At 40.4% G+C, this 15,023-nt stretch carries 17 protein-coding genes and 1 tRNA gene; 17 read left to right on the forward strand and 1 reads right to left on the reverse strand.

Annotated features, from left to right (window positions below; all coding sequences use genetic code 11):
• The 16 genes from HMPREF0848_RS02675 to HMPREF0848_RS02750 all read left to right on the forward strand — a co-directional run.
• The coding region (locus tag HMPREF0848_RS02675) for an LPXTG cell wall anchor domain-containing protein (RefSeq protein ID WP_156780992.1) at positions 1 to 878 on the forward strand (878 nt) is incomplete at its 5' end.
• A gap of 177 nt (positions 879 to 1,055) precedes the next feature.
• Positions 1,056 to 1,277 carry a DUF4649 family protein gene (locus HMPREF0848_RS02680; RefSeq protein ID WP_008534453.1) on the forward strand — a complete coding sequence of 74 codons (222 nt, stop codon included), beginning with the start codon at positions 1,056 to 1,058 and terminating at the stop codon, positions 1,275 to 1,277.
• Positions 1,278 to 1,401: 124 nt separating this feature from the next.
• The gene (trpX, locus tag HMPREF0848_RS02685; protein WP_008534454.1) at positions 1,402 to 2,403 is read left to right on the forward strand and encodes a tryptophan ABC transporter substrate-binding protein; all 1,002 of its coding nucleotides are present in this window, start codon (positions 1,402 to 1,404) and stop codon (positions 2,401 to 2,403) included.
• 9 nt (positions 2,404 to 2,412) lie between these two features.
• The gene (locus tag HMPREF0848_RS02690; RefSeq protein ID WP_002888096.1) at positions 2,413 to 3,282 is read left to right on the forward strand and encodes an ABC transporter permease; all 870 of its coding nucleotides are present in this window, start codon (positions 2,413 to 2,415) and stop codon (positions 3,280 to 3,282) included.
• On the forward strand, positions 3,279 to 4,037 hold the full coding sequence (locus tag HMPREF0848_RS02695) for an ABC transporter ATP-binding protein (RefSeq protein ID WP_008534458.1): 759 nt from the start codon (positions 3,279 to 3,281) through the stop codon (positions 4,035 to 4,037). The genes HMPREF0848_RS02690 and HMPREF0848_RS02695 overlap by 4 nt, the downstream gene beginning before the upstream one ends.
• Before the next feature lie 179 nt (positions 4,038 to 4,216).
• Positions 4,217 to 5,878: a ribonuclease J gene (locus HMPREF0848_RS02700; RefSeq protein WP_002888092.1), complete on the forward strand. Its 1,662-nt coding sequence runs from the start codon at positions 4,217 to 4,219 to the stop codon at positions 5,876 to 5,878.
• Between the two features lie 124 nt (positions 5,879 to 6,002).
• Complete coding sequence (locus HMPREF0848_RS02705; protein WP_008534460.1) at positions 6,003 to 6,785, forward strand: alpha/beta hydrolase; 783 nt, start codon at positions 6,003 to 6,005, stop codon at positions 6,783 to 6,785.
• 115 nt (positions 6,786 to 6,900) lie between these two features.
• On the forward strand, positions 6,901 to 7,620 hold the full coding sequence (locus HMPREF0848_RS02710) for a matrixin family metalloprotease (protein ID WP_008534461.1): 720 nt from the start codon (positions 6,901 to 6,903) through the stop codon (positions 7,618 to 7,620).
• Between the two features lie 11 nt (positions 7,621 to 7,631).
• The gene (locus tag HMPREF0848_RS02715) at positions 7,632 to 8,003 is read left to right on the forward strand and encodes a hypothetical protein (RefSeq protein WP_008534463.1); all 372 of its coding nucleotides are present in this window, start codon (positions 7,632 to 7,634) and stop codon (positions 8,001 to 8,003) included.
• 368 nt (positions 8,004 to 8,371) lie between these two features.
• Complete coding sequence (locus HMPREF0848_RS02720; RefSeq protein ID WP_002888085.1) at positions 8,372 to 8,815, forward strand: flavodoxin; 444 nt, start codon at positions 8,372 to 8,374, stop codon at positions 8,813 to 8,815.
• Positions 8,816 to 8,866: 51 nt separating this feature from the next.
• Positions 8,867 to 10,402 (forward strand): ClC family H(+)/Cl(-) exchange transporter, encoded by a 1,536-nt coding sequence (locus HMPREF0848_RS02725; RefSeq protein ID WP_008534464.1) that lies wholly within the window; start codon positions 8,867 to 8,869, stop codon positions 10,400 to 10,402.
• A gap of 74 nt (positions 10,403 to 10,476) precedes the next feature.
• On the forward strand, positions 10,477 to 10,749 hold the full coding sequence (locus HMPREF0848_RS02730) for a chorismate mutase (protein WP_008534465.1): 273 nt from the start codon (positions 10,477 to 10,479) through the stop codon (positions 10,747 to 10,749).
• Positions 10,750 to 10,758: 9 nt separating this feature from the next.
• The gene (locus HMPREF0848_RS02735; RefSeq protein ID WP_008534466.1) at positions 10,759 to 11,985 is read left to right on the forward strand and encodes a voltage-gated chloride channel family protein; all 1,227 of its coding nucleotides are present in this window, start codon (positions 10,759 to 10,761) and stop codon (positions 11,983 to 11,985) included.
• A 126-nt stretch (positions 11,986 to 12,111) separates the two neighbouring features.
• Positions 12,112 to 12,459 carry a 50S ribosomal protein L19 gene (gene rplS, locus HMPREF0848_RS02740; protein WP_002883489.1) on the forward strand — a complete coding sequence of 116 codons (348 nt, stop codon included), beginning with the start codon at positions 12,112 to 12,114 and terminating at the stop codon, positions 12,457 to 12,459.
• Positions 12,460 to 12,509: 50 nt separating this feature from the next.
• Positions 12,510 to 12,581: transfer RNA gene (locus tag HMPREF0848_RS02745), tRNA-Arg, on the forward strand.
• A gap of 410 nt (positions 12,582 to 12,991) precedes the next feature.
• A complete protein-coding gene (locus tag HMPREF0848_RS02750; RefSeq protein WP_008534467.1) occupies positions 12,992 to 13,480 on the forward strand; it encodes a hypothetical protein in 489 nt (162 codons plus the stop codon).
• 378 nt (positions 13,481 to 13,858) lie between these two features.
• On the opposite strand, the gene HMPREF0848_RS10380 is transcribed toward HMPREF0848_RS02750, so the two are convergent.
• Positions 13,859 to 14,035: a DUF3042 family protein gene (locus tag HMPREF0848_RS10380; RefSeq protein ID WP_003092510.1), complete on the reverse strand. Its 177-nt coding sequence runs from the start codon at positions 14,033 to 14,035 to the stop codon at positions 13,859 to 13,861.
• A 75-nt stretch (positions 14,036 to 14,110) separates the two neighbouring features.
• Between HMPREF0848_RS10380 and miaA the strand changes: the two genes are divergently transcribed.
• Complete coding sequence (miaA, locus tag HMPREF0848_RS02755; RefSeq protein ID WP_008534472.1) at positions 14,111 to 15,004, forward strand: tRNA (adenosine(37)-N6)-dimethylallyltransferase MiaA; 894 nt, start codon at positions 14,111 to 14,113, stop codon at positions 15,002 to 15,004.
• The last annotated feature ends 19 nt before the right edge of the window (positions 15,005 to 15,023 follow it).

Raw genomic sequence — 15,023 nt, forward strand, 5'->3', positions numbered from 1 at the left:
CAGTTGCCGCAACTTACACCCCAACTGTGACACCAGTAACTCCAACAGCAGAATCTACAACTTCAATTGGAAACAAGGGCCAAACCCAAACAGGTAAACCAGTCTTTACCGAAGGCGATAGCCGTGTTCCAATGAATGACAAGGTTCCAGCAACCTTTGACGATGGCTCAACAACCAAGACTATCCCAGGTGTTGGTACCTACACAGTAGCAGCAGACGGTACTGTAACCTTCACACCAGAAGCTGAATTCACAGGAACTGCACCAGCAGTAACAGTGGTTCGTGAAGATGTGAATGGAACCAAAGCTTCTGCAACCTACACACCAACTGTACGTCCAATCACTAAGTTTGTGGACAAAGAAGGCAAGGAAATCCAAGGATATCCGGCTCTTGATGGTGAACAACCAAAAGCTGAGATTTCTGGTTACCGCTTCGTCGAAACCAAGAAATTGCCAAATGGTGATTTCGAACACGTCTACGAAAAAGTGACAACTTCTTATGTGGACGAAAATGGCACTCCAATTCCAGGTTACCCAACAGAAGAAGGCCAACAACCTAAGAAAGATATTCCAGGTTATGAATTTGTGAAGACAGTTGTAGATGAAAATGGTAATACCCAACACATCTACAAGAAGACCGTGACTCCAACACCAGTACCGGATTCAACACCGACACCAGAGCCACAGCCAACTCCACAAGCAAAACAAGAAGAATCTGTTCTTCCAGAAACAAAAGAAGAAGCAAGCTTCATCAATCCAACTGATGAAAATGCTCAACTTCCAAAAACTGGTAGTGAAGATTCAAACCTTGCAATCTTTGGTTTAGCAAGTCTTCTTGCAGGATTTGGACTTTACGGCACGAAACGTCGTAAACGCTAAAATAAGCTTTGTTCGTAAAGATATCAAGGTTTTTCGAAGTCAAAGCAAAAATAGCTCTCCTGTCAAAATGACAGGAGGGCTATTTGTATGCTCTTGTAAGCTTTTATTTCAAGTCGTCAAAGTTGACTTTGCCTCCCTAGAAGCGTAAGCTAGAAGTTAAATAAAGGAGGTCTATCTATGATTGAAGTCACTTATCTAAATACAGCTAAGCAAGAAAAACATGTTTCTTATGAAAATTACAATGAGTTTGTACGAGCGCAGCAGGCCTGTTGGATTGAACTTCCTGATTCAACACCAGTAACCAAGGTAACTATTAATGGTCATGATATTGACTTTAAGGGACCTTACGGTGAACTCTATTTCTACATAATGAAGCTAGACTTAAGTCAATACCAATAAACAGAATCGGACATTACGTTCCGGTTCTTTTTTTCTACAAGACAATTTTTATAAATTAAGAATATTGCTAATTGACTGAAAATGACTTACAATAGAAAAGAAGAATTTATAGAAGGAGATAAATATGAAAAACAAGCGTTTAATTTGGACTTTGGTTTTCTTAGCTATCTTGACGCTCGGTTCTATTGGAACAGATCTTTTCAAAAAAGAACATCAAAATGCTAATAGAGTTGTCAAAGTTGGAATCCTCCAGTTCGTGACGCACGAGGCCTTGGATCAAATTGAAAAAGGTGTCGAAGATGGTCTTAAAGAAGCTGGTTATAAGGGAGACAAGGTTCAAATCACCTTATTAAATGCTGAAGGGGACCAATCTAAAATCCAAACCATGTCTAAACAATTGGTTAATGACAAGAATGACGTCGTTATCGGTATTGCTACACCAGCAGCACAAGGGCTAGCGGCAGCTACCAAGGATATTCCAGTCATTATGGGAGCTATCTCAGACCCTGTTGGGGCCAAATTGGTTAAAAACCTTAAACATCCAGAAGGCAATGTTACGGGTACATCCAATCAAGTGCCTATTAAACAAACAGTGGAGTTGGTTAAGTCCTTGACGCCAAATGCCAAAACCATTGGTATTCTCTATGCTTCTAGTGAGGATAACTCCAAATCACAGGTTGAAAGCTTTAAGAAATACGCTGAAAAAGATGGTTTAAATGTGGTTGAATATGCCGTCCCATCAACCAATGAAATCAACACAACCATGTCAGTCATGACTGGTAAGGTAGATGCTATTTGGACACCTCAGGATAATACCATTGCCTCAGCCTTTTCTACAGTTGTTTCCCAAGCAAACCAAGCTAAGATTCCAGTTTATACGACTGTTGATACTATGGTTAAAGAAGGCGGTCTGGCTTCAGTTGCTCAAAGCCAATATGAGCTTGGAAAAGCCACAGCCCGTAGTGCCGTTAAGGTTCTTAAAGGTAAAAAAGTGAAGGATGTCCCAGTTGATGTGATTGATGATGGAACACCGACCCTTAACCTCAAAGTAGCTCAAGACCTCAACATCACTATCCCTGAAAATGTGCTTAAGCAGTCAGACATTGCTGTCAAGGCTGATAAATAAGGAGGACTTATGATTATTTCATCTATTTATCAGGGGCTTCTATACGGTATCCTAGGTCTTGGGATTTACATGACCTTCCGTATCTTGGATTTTCCTGATTTGACAACAGAAGGTTCTTTCCCACTAGGTGGGGCAGTAGCAGTAACCCTTATGAATTTTGGTTGGAACCCCATTCTTGCGACCTTGGTTGCTGTCCTGGCTGGATGTGGTGCTGGACTTGTGACTGGTCTCCTCTATACTAAGGGTGAAATTCCTACTATCTTGGCAGGGATTTTGGTTATGACCTCACTTAATTCAGTCATGCTTATGATTATGGGTAGAGCCAATCTTGGTCTTCTTGATATTAAAACGATCCAAGATTTACTTCCTTTCAGTAAGGACTACAACCTCTTGATTGTTGGTCTCTTAGCCGTAACCATAGTCATTGCTGCCTTGATTGTCTTTCTTAACACGCGCCTAGGGCAAGCCTATATTGCTACTGGTGATAATCGAGACATGGCCAAATCTTTTGGTATTAACACAGACAATATGGAAGTGATGGGACTTGTCATCTCAAATGGTATTATTGCTCTCTCAGGAGCCTTGATTAGTCAACAGGACGGGTATGCCGACGTTTCCAAAGGGATTGGGGTTATCGTTATCGGACTTGCCAGCATTATCATTGGTGAGGTCTTGTATGCGACCAACTTGACCTTGTTGGAACGCTTGATTGCCATCTGTATTGGTTCTATCCTCTACCAATTCCTCTTGACTGGTGTTATTGCTCTTGGCTTTAACACCAACTACCTGAAACTCTTCAGTGCGATTGTTCTTGCCCTCTGCTTGATTTCGCCTGTCCTACGCCGAAAATTCTTTAAGGGGGTGACCTTATCACGATGACAGCAATTGTAGAACTCAAAGATGCGACTGTTAAGGTTAATAACGGTTTTGACACCGAAAAAACAATTCTGGACCATGTTAATCTCACTATTAGGGAAGGTGATTTTATTACTATTCTCGGTGGAAATGGTGCCGGAAAATCAACACTCTTTAATGTCATTGCAGGAACCCTCATGTTGACCAGTGGTCAGATTTTTATCATGGGTGAGGATGTTACGGCTCTTCCTGCTGAGAAGCGTGCCAAGTACCTCTCACGTGTTTTCCAAGATCCTAAAATGGGAACAGCTCCTCGTATGACCGTTGCGGAAAACCTTTTGATTGCCAAATACCGTGGCGAAAAACGAGGCCTTAAATCACGCCAAATTCATCTCTACACAGAGGAATTTCAAGGTCTGATTGAACGGATCAGTAATGGTCTGGAAAAACACTTAGAAACACCAGCAGGTCTTCTCTCAGGTGGTCAGCGCCAAGCCCTCAGTCTCTTAATGGCGACCCTTAAACGTCCTGAGCTCTTGCTCTTAGACGAACATACCGCAGCCTTGGATCCCAAGACCAGCGTGGCTCTTATGGAGCTGACTGATGAGTTTGTAACGGGTGACCACTTAACTGCCCTTATGATTACCCACCATATGGAAGATGCCCTTAAATACGGAAATCGTCTAATTGTAATGAAGGATGGTCAAATCATCAAAGACCTCAAAAAGGAAGAAAAAGGTCAGTTGGATATCACAGACTACTACGCTATGTTCGAGTAGGTCTAGCCTGACTCTAAATTGTAAAATAAGCCAAAAAGTTGTATACTTAAAGGGTATGCAACTTTTTGTTGTGGCCTGTAAATCGACAAGGAGACTGTTCGCACGAACGTTCAGCTTCTTGGACCGTCTGTAAAAATAGGCTCTAGAAGAGAGTCAAACTAAAAAGGAGAAAAACAAGCATGAGCGATATTAAAATTATTGCCCTAGGTGGAGTTCGTGAAAATGCTAAAAACCTCTATATTGTTGAGGTTAACGACTCTATCTTTATTTTGGATGCTGGTCTAAAGTATCCTGAAAATGAACAACTGGGTGTTGACTTTGTCATCCCTAACTTAGACTACTTAATTGAAAATAGAGACCGTATTCAAGGGATTTTCTTGACGCACGGACATGCTGACGCTATTGGAGCCCTACCTTATATCTTGCAAGAAGTTAAGGCACCAGTCTTTGGATCATCACTCACTATTGAGTTGGCTAAGCTATTTGTGAAAAATGCTGGCGTTAAGAAATTCAATAACTTCCATGTTATTGATGCAGAAACTGAAATTGAATTTGAAGATGCAGTAGTCTCATTCTTCAAGACAACCCACTCTATCCCAGAATCAATGGGTGTTGTTATTGGTACAGACCAAGGCAATATCGTCTATACTGGGGACTTCAAATTTGACCAAGCAGCCCGTCCTTACTACAAAACTGATTTGGGACGTTTGGCTGAAATCGGTCGTGATGGCGTTTTGGCTCTATTGTCTGACTCAGCGAATGCGACAAGCACTGAACAAACAGCGTCTGAAGCTGAAGTTGGTCAAGAAATGGACCATGTGATTGCCGATGCTGAAGGCCGTGTGATTATTGCTGCTGTTGCCTCAAACTTGGTTCGTATCCAACAAGTCTTTGACTCAGCAGCTGACCATGGACGTCGTGTTGTCCTTACTGGTTTTGACGTTGAAAATATTGTCCGTACAGCCATACGTCTTAAAAAATTGACCGTTAATCATGAAAAACTGATTGTCAAACCTAAAGATATGGACAAGTTTGAAGATCACGAGTTGATTATCCTTGAAAATGGTCGTATGGGTGAACCTATTGATGGCCTTCAAAAGATGGCTGTTGGTCGTCACCGCTACGTTCAAATCAAAGAAGGCGATTTGGTTTATATCGTAACCACACCAAGTATTGCCAAAGAAGCAATAGTAGCACGTGTCAACAATGCTATTTATAAGGCTGGTGGTTCTGTTAAGATGATTACGCAAAGTCTGCGAGTGTCTGGCCATGCCAACGCCCGTGAACTTCAACTCATGATTAACCTTCTTCGCCCACAGTATCTATTCCCTATCCAAGGTGAGTATCGTGACCTTCAAGCTCATGCTGAGTTGGCTTTGGAAGTTGGTCTTCTTCCTGAGAATATCTACATTGTCAAACGTGGTGATATCATGCACTTGTCTGAGGATCAAGGTTTCCTTCATGAAGGAGCTGTCCCAGCTGGTGATGTTATGATTGATGGTAATGCTATCGGTGATGTTGGAAATATCGTCCTTCGTGACCGTAAGGTCTTGTCTGAAGATGGTATCTTTATCGTAGCCATCACGGTTAACAAGAAGGAGCGCAAGATCGTTTCTAAGGCGCGTGTGAACACACGTGGATTCGTCTATGTTAAGAAGAGTCGTGACATTCTGCGTGAGTCTGCTGATATTGTCAATGCGACTGTTGAAAATTACTTGGCAGGAGATAGTTTTGATTGGGGAGAACTTAAAAGTGCTGTTCGTGATGATGTCGCTAAGTTCCTCTTTGACCAAACCAAACGTCGCCCAGCAATTCTTCCAGTCGTTATGGAAGTACGTTAATCAATGATTATCGTCTGAGTGTGTTACTTACATTCATTGATATTAGGAAGTCTTATAAGACTGTTTTGAAAAAGCAAAAGCTGGGTCAACCCAGCTTTTCTATCATTAAGAAAGGAAAAGACAAATGGCTTTTTTTCAAATTGAATATTCATCTGACGTTCTAGGACAGTACCGCCAAGTAGATGTCATTTATCCAGACCGTGATCAAATTGCAGAAACCGAAAGCGATACGGATATTCCAGTGCTTTATCTCCTACATGGCATGGGGGGAAACCATAATTCTTGGGCTTTCCGTACCAATATTCAGCGCCTTCTTCGAAAGACCAACCTCATCGTCATTATGCCTAATTCTGAAAATGGATGGTATACCAATACGAATTATGGAGTTCGCTATTACGATGCCATTGCCAAGGAGCTTCCACAAGTCATGCAGCGTTTCTTCCCAAGTATGACGAAAAAGCGTGAAAAGACTTTTATCGCTGGGCTTTCTATGGGTGGCTATGGTTCTTTCAAACTAGCCTTAACGACCAATCATTTTGCTTGTGCAGGTTCATTCTCGGGTGCTCTTGGTTTATCAGCAGAGATAATGACAGATGAGACCAGTGAGTCTAAGGCATACTGGCAAGGTGTTTTTGGCGACTTGAAAGGAAAAGACATTGCGCAACACAAACTGGTGAATCTAGCTAAACAACATGACAAGAAAACCAAATTCTTTGCTTGGTGTGGACTGGAGGATTTCCTTTTTGATTCTCAAGAGCAAGCAGTTGCTGATTTGAAGGCTCTTGGCTTAGATATTGACTACCATACAGACCATGGAAGACATGAATGGTATTATTGGGAAAAACAATTGGAAGCTTACCTAGAATGGTTGCCAATTGATTACGTTAAAGAAGAACGTTTGTCTTAATCAATCTTGTAACATCTTGTCAAAGAGATGATAAAAGCTTAAACTTATATTTTTTACTTGTCAGAACTATTAGAGCTTGATATACTAGGGAAAGCTTCGAAAAGGAGGCTCAATAATGAAAAAATTCGTTAGAGTAATCTACCGTATTCCCAAACTCATTTTACAATTTATTTGGAATCTTATTTGGGGCCTATTTAAACTTGCCCTTATCCTAGCCTTAGTTGGTTACGGACTTATCTATTATGCAAACAACTCTCAAAGCACACTAGCTACCAATATTAATCAAGCCTTTCGACAAGTTGAGTTAGGTTTTAGTGGTAACAGTACTAGTGATGTTGAAAAATCAGTCTCCAATCTCTCAACGACAGATACTATACCTGAGTCAAATGGGGCAAGATGGGCACAAAATACAGCCAGCATCTATATTCAGTCTACTGATGAAACCATGGTCGCTGCATATAAGGAGGCTATCACAAATTGGAATAATACAGGTGCTTTTATCTTTACCTTTACAGATGATGCCTCAAAAGCTGATATCGTAGCGACAGACTATTCGGATGCTAACTCACAGGCAGCGGGTCTAGCAGATAGTCAGACCAATGTTGTGACCAATCGGATTACCCATGTGGAAGTCAAACTCAATCGTTATTTCCTTTTGAACCCTGATTTCGGCTATACCCATAAACGTATTGTCAATACAGCTGAACATGAATTGGGCCATGCCATTGGCTTAGACCACGATGATTCTAGGGCTTCAGTCATGCAGTCAGCAGGGTCTTATTACGGTATTCAACAGACCGATATTGATCGGGTTCATGCTCTTTATGCTAATTAAGGAGGTTTGTATTGCATTTTTTAGAACGCCTTGCTAGACGTTATCCCATGCAGACCTTTCTCTTTCTATTTAATACCGGGGTCTTTACCTGGTTGCAAACAACGGGAACTATGATTGCACACCGCTTAGGCTTGTCAGGAGATGGTATTTGGATCTATATTCCTGACTGGCTTAAAATAGTGACTCGTCATTCTATGGAGAGTATTCAAACACTATATGGTACCTCGGGTTGGACTTGGTTGATTATTTCCATGCTTCTAACTTGGCTGGTGACCTTTCTTAGAGGTTTGATGAGAGCAGTGATTTTAATTCTGTTAATTGGTGTCGGCCTATGGTTAGTCTACCGACACTTTGAATTATTACAAAATTTGAAACTGTCCTAGTAGGGCAGTTTTAGTTTCCTCTAACAAGTGACTTGGCTATCAAAACATAGACTATTTTCTGTAGATGAAATGAGATAGTTCCTTTAATAATTTCAGAACGAGCTGTAGCCAAGACTTTTCGTTGTGAGAAAAGTGCCTAAAGTTTAAAAGCTTTAGGCACTCGGAAGTTTTGAGACACTAGGCTCAAAACTTAGCTATGGAATTCCGAAGGAAGTCGCTAGCGTCCGCACTCACCTAAGAAAAGTCTAAAAAGAAGAATTAATGTCAATTTAAAACTGCCCATCAGGGCAGTTTTTTGATTCATTAGCCCGTTCATTTTCTTTAAAAATATGGTATAATATAGCTAATTTATTAATTTGGAGGACATTATGGCTTTAGCAAAAATCGTTTATGCCAGTATGACCGGTAACACGGAAGAAATCGCAGATATTGTTGCCAAAAAATTGGAAGAATTGGGTCACACTGTTGATGTAGACGAGTGTACAACGGTTGATGCCGCTGATTTTGAAGATGCGGATATCTGTATTGTTGCAACTTACACTTATGGTGATGGAGAGTTGCCGGATGAAATCGTTGACTTTTACGAAGATTTGGCTGACCTTGACTTGTCAGGTAAGATTTTCGGTGTTGTAGGTTCAGGAGATACCTTCTACGATTATTTCTGTCATTCAGTAGATGAGTTTGAAAATCAATTTACTTTTACAGGTGCGACTAAAGGTGCGGACAGTGTAAAAGTTGATCTCTCTGCTGAAGATGAAGATATCGAGAACTTAGAAGCTTTCGCTGAAAAAATTTCAGAGGCATTAGCATAGGGAACAAGCAGAGTTATTTCTGCTTTTATTGTAGTCAAATTTGGAGTTTTTATGAATGAAATAGAAAGAGATTTTAGGACGCAATCTCAACATCTTCTTTGGTCTGTTTGGCGAGGACTCTTGGTCGGTGTAGCTGCAGGTGCAGTCGTTAGCCTCTTTCGTTGGTTAATTGCTAAAGGGGCCCAAATCTCGGTATCTATTTACCAAGACGCCCTGAACCATCCAGTCCTTATTTTAGGAATTGTCCTTGTCAATTTGATATTTGCCATTTTGATTGGTTATCTCATAAAACAAGAAAAAGATATTAAAGGTTCAGGTATTCCCCATGTTGAAGGGGAACTGATGGGGCTCTTACATCCGTCTTGGTGGTCTGTTTTATGGCGTAAATTCCTAGGTGGTGTTCTTGGCATTTCAATGGGTCTGATGTTGGGACGTGAAGGACCGAGTATTCAGTTGGGAGCTATGACGGCGAAAGGTTTGTCCAAAGGCCTCAAACTTTCAGCCCGTGATCAGCGTGTCTTGATTGCTGCTGGGGCTGCCGCGGGTTTGTCAGCAGCCTTCAATGCCCCTATTGCCGGTCTCTTGTTCGTTGTTGAAGAAGTTTACCACCATTTCTACCGTCATGTTTGGGTTAGCGCCTTAACAGCATCTTTAGTGGCTAATGCTGTTTCCTTACGTGTCTTTGGACAGGAACCAGTCCTAGCCATGACAGAGAAATTACCTTTCTTTCCACTTAAGGATTATTGGATTCTATTGCTTTTAGGCATATTTCTGGGAGTTCTTGGATATGGCTACGAGTGGGTCGTTTTACGTATTGGCAAAGTTTACCAAGTTTTGGGAAAAATGTTCCATCTACCCCCACATTTTCATGGTCTTTTGACAGTGCTTCTTATCATTCCAGTGGGTCTTTATTTCCCAAATCTTCTCGGTGGTGGGAACGCCTTGATTTTAGCCTTAGATGGCCTGCGACCTGTTTTAACCGTAGCAATTCTTTACTTGGCAATTAGATTCATTTGGAGTATGTTGTCCTTTGGTTCAGGATTTCCTGGTGGCATTTTCCTTCCGATTTTGACCTTAGGTGCTCTTTCGGGAGCTGTATTTGCGGTAGGTTTTGAAAATCTAGGACTCATACATCCTGATCAGTTTCCTGTTTTTATTGTCCTGGGTATGGCTGGTTATTTTGGTGCAGTATCTAAGGCTCCACTTACGGCTATGATATTGGTGACTGAGATGGTCGGTAATCTTAACCAGTTGATGACTATTGGAGTAGTTACCTTGATAGCCTATCTGATTATGGATTTCATGGGAGGAGAGCCTGTTTATGAAGCCATGCTTCATGATTTGATTGCTCACACACCAAAGAAAGTAGACAAAACACCAACTATGATTGATTTACCTGTTAAGGACAATCTTGCGGGGCGTCTGGTTAAGGATTTAACTTTGCCTGAAGGGGTTTTGATTACAACTCAGATATATAAGGACCAATCTGAAATCGTTCACGGGGATACGCAATTAAAGGCAGGAGCTACTTTATATCTGGTTGCGGATGAAAGTCATATCAGTCAGATTAGAAAACTGTTTAACTAGCAAATTCAATGACTTGAGACTCTTTTCTCCTCAAGTCATTTTTGTTATAATGGATAGAACAAAAGGAGGTCATCATGGACTTAAATGAGATTCGCCAACAGATAGATGCTGTCGATAAAGACATTGTAGCTCTGTTGGAAGAACGTATGAAATTAGTAACTCAAGTAAGTGCTTATAAACAAAGCACCGGAAAGGCAATTTATGACCCAGAGCGTGAGAAAGCCTTGTTAAGTAAGGTAGCAGATAGTGTCGTAAATCCTGAGTACCAAAAGTCTATCGTAGCTAGCTTTGCAGATATTATGAAACATTCGCGCACTTATCAAGCAGGTAAGCTTGAAGGAAAGTAGGCTACTAGGATGAAAATTAGACAATTAAGTGAGAGTCAAGGTCTCTCATACTCCAATCTAGTGATCTTGAGTCTCTATGCTGTCTTTCTAGGAGTGATAGTTGGACTGATTGATGCTATTTTTGGTCGTGTTCTTATAGGACTTTCAGAATATCGGGACCACCATCTCTTTTATCTAGTTCCAGCGCTTCCTATTGCGGGGCTTTTGATTGTTTACCTATACCAAAGGTTTGCAGGCAAAGCAGCACAAGGAATGGGCTTAATTTTTAAGGTTGGTCACAATGAGGAGAAGCAGGTTCCTTTAAGATTAATCCCACTTGTGACAGTGACAACGTGGCTGACCCATCTTTTTGGAGGTTCGGCAGGTCGTGAAGGGGTAGCAGTACAACTTGGTGCCACAGTTTCCCATGCTTTTAGTCGTTACTTTAAGATACCTAACGCTTCACGACTATGCTTGACAATGGGGATGGCTGCTGGTTTTGGAGGGCTCTTTCAAACACCAATTGCTGCGACTTTTTTCGCCCTCGAAGTTTTAACCTTAGGTCAGTTAAGCCTTCCAGTCTTGATACCGACTCTAATAGCTTCGTTTGTTGCTAGTACTACCAGTCACCTCTTAGGTCTCGAAAAATTTAGCCATTTTGTAGCTAACGGTCTGGCGATAGACCTTGAAACTTTCATTAAATTAGCTCTTTTAGGTCTGGCCTTTGGTTTGGCTGGAAACCTTTTTGCCTATTTGTTGTCATTGGCTAAAAAGAAGGTTGCAACGATTCTCCCAAATCCTTACTATCGTGTTCTTTTGGGAAGTATCGTGTTAACAGCTCTACTCTTAATTTTGTGGAAAGGCCGTTATACAGGACTTGGAACAAATGTGATTGCTCTTAGTGTTAATGGTGGGACCATCTACTCATGGGACTGGCTTTTGAAATTACTCTTGACCGTTTTCACCCTATCTCTTGGTTTCCAAGGAGGAGAAGTGACTCCCTTATTTGCCATTGGAGCAAGTCTTGGTGCAGTTTTAGCACCAGTTCTAGGCCTTCCAATTCCACTTGTAGCAGGTCTTGGCTATCTGTCTGTCTTTGGTAGTAGTACCAATACCCTCTTAGCACCCATTTTTATTGGTGTTGAAGTCTTTGGACCAGCTAACGTCCTTCCTTATGTGATTGTTATGGCATTTGCCTATCTCATCAATCATAAGACTAGTATTTATGGTCAACAAAAAATGCTTGAAATGCAATAAGATACTAGACAAGCGAGTAATTTTTTGATAAGATACTAAGAGTGTGTAATGGACGCACAAAAATAACGGCTAATCCGCTGGGACACAAAGGTAGCTCTTAAGATTAGTAAGATAGGAGTATATAAAATGAATCCATTGATCCAAAGTTTGACAGAAGGTCAACTTCGTACTGACATCCCATCATTCCGTCCTGGTGACACAGTTCGCGTTCACGCGAAAGTTGTCGAAGGAACTCGCGAACGTATCCAGATCTTTGAAGGTGTAGTTATTTCACGCAAAGGTCAAGGGATCTCAGAAATGTACACAGTTCGTAAAATCTCAAGCGGTATCGGTGTAGAACGTACTTTCCCAATCCACACTCCACGTGTTGAAAAGATTGAAGTTGTACGCTACGGTAAAGTCCGCCGTGCTAAACTTTACTACTTGCGTGCTTTGCAAGGTAAAGCTGCACGTATCAAAGAAATCCGTAAATAATTTACAGATTTCAACAAAAAAATCTGTCCTCGTGGCAGATTTTTTCATAAGTCCTCTTAGTTAAATGGATATAACAACTCCCTCCTAAGGAGTCGTTGCTGGTTCGATTCCGGCAGGGGACATTTTTTAGCCTTTAACCATGCGGTTTTAAAGCGTTTTGTCCACATTCTGCCCCAAATTTTATTTAAAGTTGATTAACACCTGTTGCGAGATAGGTGTTTAGATTTGAAGACAAAGTCTTCATTTGAAACTTTCCTTAGGTGATGACGGACGTCAGCGAACTTCAAAGAAGTTCCATGACTAAGTTTTGAGCCTTAGGTCTCCAAACTTCCGAACACCTGAAACTTAATTGAGTTTCAGGCGTTTTCATCACAGTGGAAAGTTTCAATATAAGTTCATTTTCATTACTAACGTTAGGTAAGGGATTATTTTGAATTTATGAAGTAACTTTTTAGTAAGGTCTTGACAATATATATATATATATATATATATATAATAATCTTGTAATTTTTTATAGAAAAAGGAGATTATTGTGAAACAAACCTTCATCACTTCGTATCTAACATTTTATCTCAAAGCATCTGTAGCACTTGAAGGAGATTTTATCAAGACATCAAACCCTAACACTATTTTGAAAGTTATTCCTCTTGGAGCACAGAATAAAACGATTCCAGTGGATCATATCTCAAGTGTTGATGACTCATTCAGATTAGATTTTAAATCTTTTGCATGGGGAATTATCTTTGCTCTAGTTGGCTTTAATATGATGGGTTCATCTATTTTAGGAGGATTAATCCTAGCTGCTTATGGCATTTTGACAGTATTAAGTGCATTCCAGACTCTTTTGATTTTGAATCTAACTTCTGGAGGTGCACATGTATTGAGTGTTGTTGTTTTTGAAAAGTCAAAACTTTTGTCTTGCAAAGAAACAATTGAAAGTCTAATTCAACATCGTTACAATAATACAAATGTGACAGCAAATACTGACCGAGTTATTGAAGCTTTAAATAACAATAAGTAAACTGGTTTAATGAGTCTCTTTAAAAGAGGCTTTTTTATTGCGTTTTAAAGAAAAGATGATAGGAAAAGAATAAGAAATAATCATTTTTGATGTATGAAATAAACTTTTCTGAGGACATTTTATTGTGATAAAAAGGCCTGATATTTTTAATAACAGGCGATTGGAAGTTTGGAGAAGATATTGTTTTATCTAGTTTAGAAATTGAAATAGAAAAGGGTCAAAACTAATTGCGGATTGTGTTTTTATTTCATTCTGCAACTTAAAAAACTATTGAGATTTTCTTTAGTTTTTTCTTGACTGTGGTTATCACACCAGCTAACTTGCGAAAAAGAAATCTCTCTCTTCAATAAAAAAACCAGGTTTCCCTGGTCCTAACTATTAGCGGCTTACGCGACGGCGAGCTGCTTTTTTACGGTTTTCTTCGATGAAAGCCAATTTCTTTTCTTCTGGTTCGATAATTGTTTTTTTAACTGCGAAAACGGCACCTGCAACAGTAGCAGCAGTTCCGAGAACGCCAGTAGCAAGACCTTTAGCAAATGAATGTTTTTTAGCCATGAGACTATCCTCCGTATATGTTATAATATGCTTATATTATCTAAAAAAATATCTAGAATAGCAAGTGAAAACATTATGAAAACCAAACTTATTGTAGTGGCTGGCCCTACCGCTGTGGGGAAAACGGCACTTGGAATAGAGTTGGCCCAGCGTTTTAATGGCGAAATTATTTCAGGGGATAGCCAACAGGTTTACCGCCAATTAAATATAGGGACTGCAAAGGCTACTCCTCAAGAACAGGCAGCGGCAGTTCACCATCTGATTGATGTCCGTGATGTTGATGAATCTTATTCAGCCTATGATTTTGTGACTGAGGCGCAAATTGCCATTACTGATATTGTCAAACGTGGCAAACTTCCTATTATTGTTGGTGGTACAGGCCTCTATTTGCAAAGTCTTCTTGAAGGTTATCATCTGGGTGGTCAAGTGGATCAAGTTCAGGTGTTAGCCTATCGCTCTGAGTTAGAGCAACTTTCTGATTTGGAACTTTTTGAGCAGATCGATAGTTTAGGTATAGAAATCAAGGAGATTAATCGTCGTCGTGCCATTAGGGCTCTTGAGTTGCATCGCTTTTCTGATAATCCTGAAAATACAGAGACGACTTTTGATCCTTTTATTATCGGATTAGACGATGAGCGCTCTCTGATTTATAAACGTATTAATACTCGTGTTGACAAGATGGTTGAACTTGGGCTTTTAGAAGAGGCTAAGTGGCTTTATGATAATTATCCTGAGGCCCAGTCGGCGCGTGGAATTGGCTACAAGGAGTTATTCCCTTATTTTTCTGGGAAACAAACTTTAGATGAGGCCTTAGAAAAGCTCAAGCAAAATACCCGTCGATTTGCTAAACGCCAATTAACCTGGTTCAGAAATCGTATGACGGTTAAGTTTTATCAGATTTCTAGTCCAGATTATCCTGAAAATGTGATTCAAGATCTTGCTTTATTTTTAAATGAAAGGGAAGGATAGGAGTAGGTGGTTCCTAGTT

The organism is Streptococcus sp. C150 (assembly GCF_000187445.1).
Lineage (GTDB): Bacteria > Bacillota > Bacilli > Lactobacillales > Streptococcaceae > Streptococcus > Streptococcus raffinosi.

Coding starts and splice junctions, on each gene's coding strand:
- HMPREF0848_RS02700 (WP_002888092.1), top strand. CDS start 4,217: ATGAGCGATATTAAAATTATTGCCCTAGGTGGAGTTCGTGAAAATGCT.
- HMPREF0848_RS02695 (WP_008534458.1), top strand. CDS start 3,279: ATGACAGCAATTGTAGAACTCAAAGATGCGACTGTTAAGGTTAATAAC.
- HMPREF0848_RS02735 (WP_008534466.1), top strand. CDS start 10,759: ATGAAAATTAGACAATTAAGTGAGAGTCAAGGTCTCTCATACTCCAAT.
- HMPREF0848_RS02730 (WP_008534465.1), top strand. CDS start 10,477: ATGGACTTAAATGAGATTCGCCAACAGATAGATGCTGTCGATAAAGAC.
- HMPREF0848_RS02705 (WP_008534460.1), top strand. CDS start 6,003: ATGGCTTTTTTTCAAATTGAATATTCATCTGACGTTCTAGGACAGTAC.
- HMPREF0848_RS02680 (WP_008534453.1), top strand. CDS start 1,056: ATGATTGAAGTCACTTATCTAAATACAGCTAAGCAAGAAAAACATGTT.
- HMPREF0848_RS02710 (WP_008534461.1), top strand. CDS start 6,901: ATGAAAAAATTCGTTAGAGTAATCTACCGTATTCCCAAACTCATTTTA.
- HMPREF0848_RS02720 (WP_002888085.1), top strand. CDS start 8,372: ATGGCTTTAGCAAAAATCGTTTATGCCAGTATGACCGGTAACACGGAA.
- rplS (WP_002883489.1), top strand. CDS start 12,112: ATGAATCCATTGATCCAAAGTTTGACAGAAGGTCAACTTCGTACTGAC.
- HMPREF0848_RS10380 (WP_003092510.1), bottom strand. CDS start 14,035: ATGGCTAAAAAACATTCATTTGCTAAAGGTCTTGCTACTGGCGTTCTC.
- HMPREF0848_RS02690 (WP_002888096.1), top strand. CDS start 2,413: ATGATTATTTCATCTATTTATCAGGGGCTTCTATACGGTATCCTAGGT.
- HMPREF0848_RS02725 (WP_008534464.1), top strand. CDS start 8,867: ATGAATGAAATAGAAAGAGATTTTAGGACGCAATCTCAACATCTTCTT.
- trpX (WP_008534454.1), top strand. CDS start 1,402: ATGAAAAACAAGCGTTTAATTTGGACTTTGGTTTTCTTAGCTATCTTG.
- miaA (WP_008534472.1), top strand. CDS start 14,111: ATGAAAACCAAACTTATTGTAGTGGCTGGCCCTACCGCTGTGGGGAAA.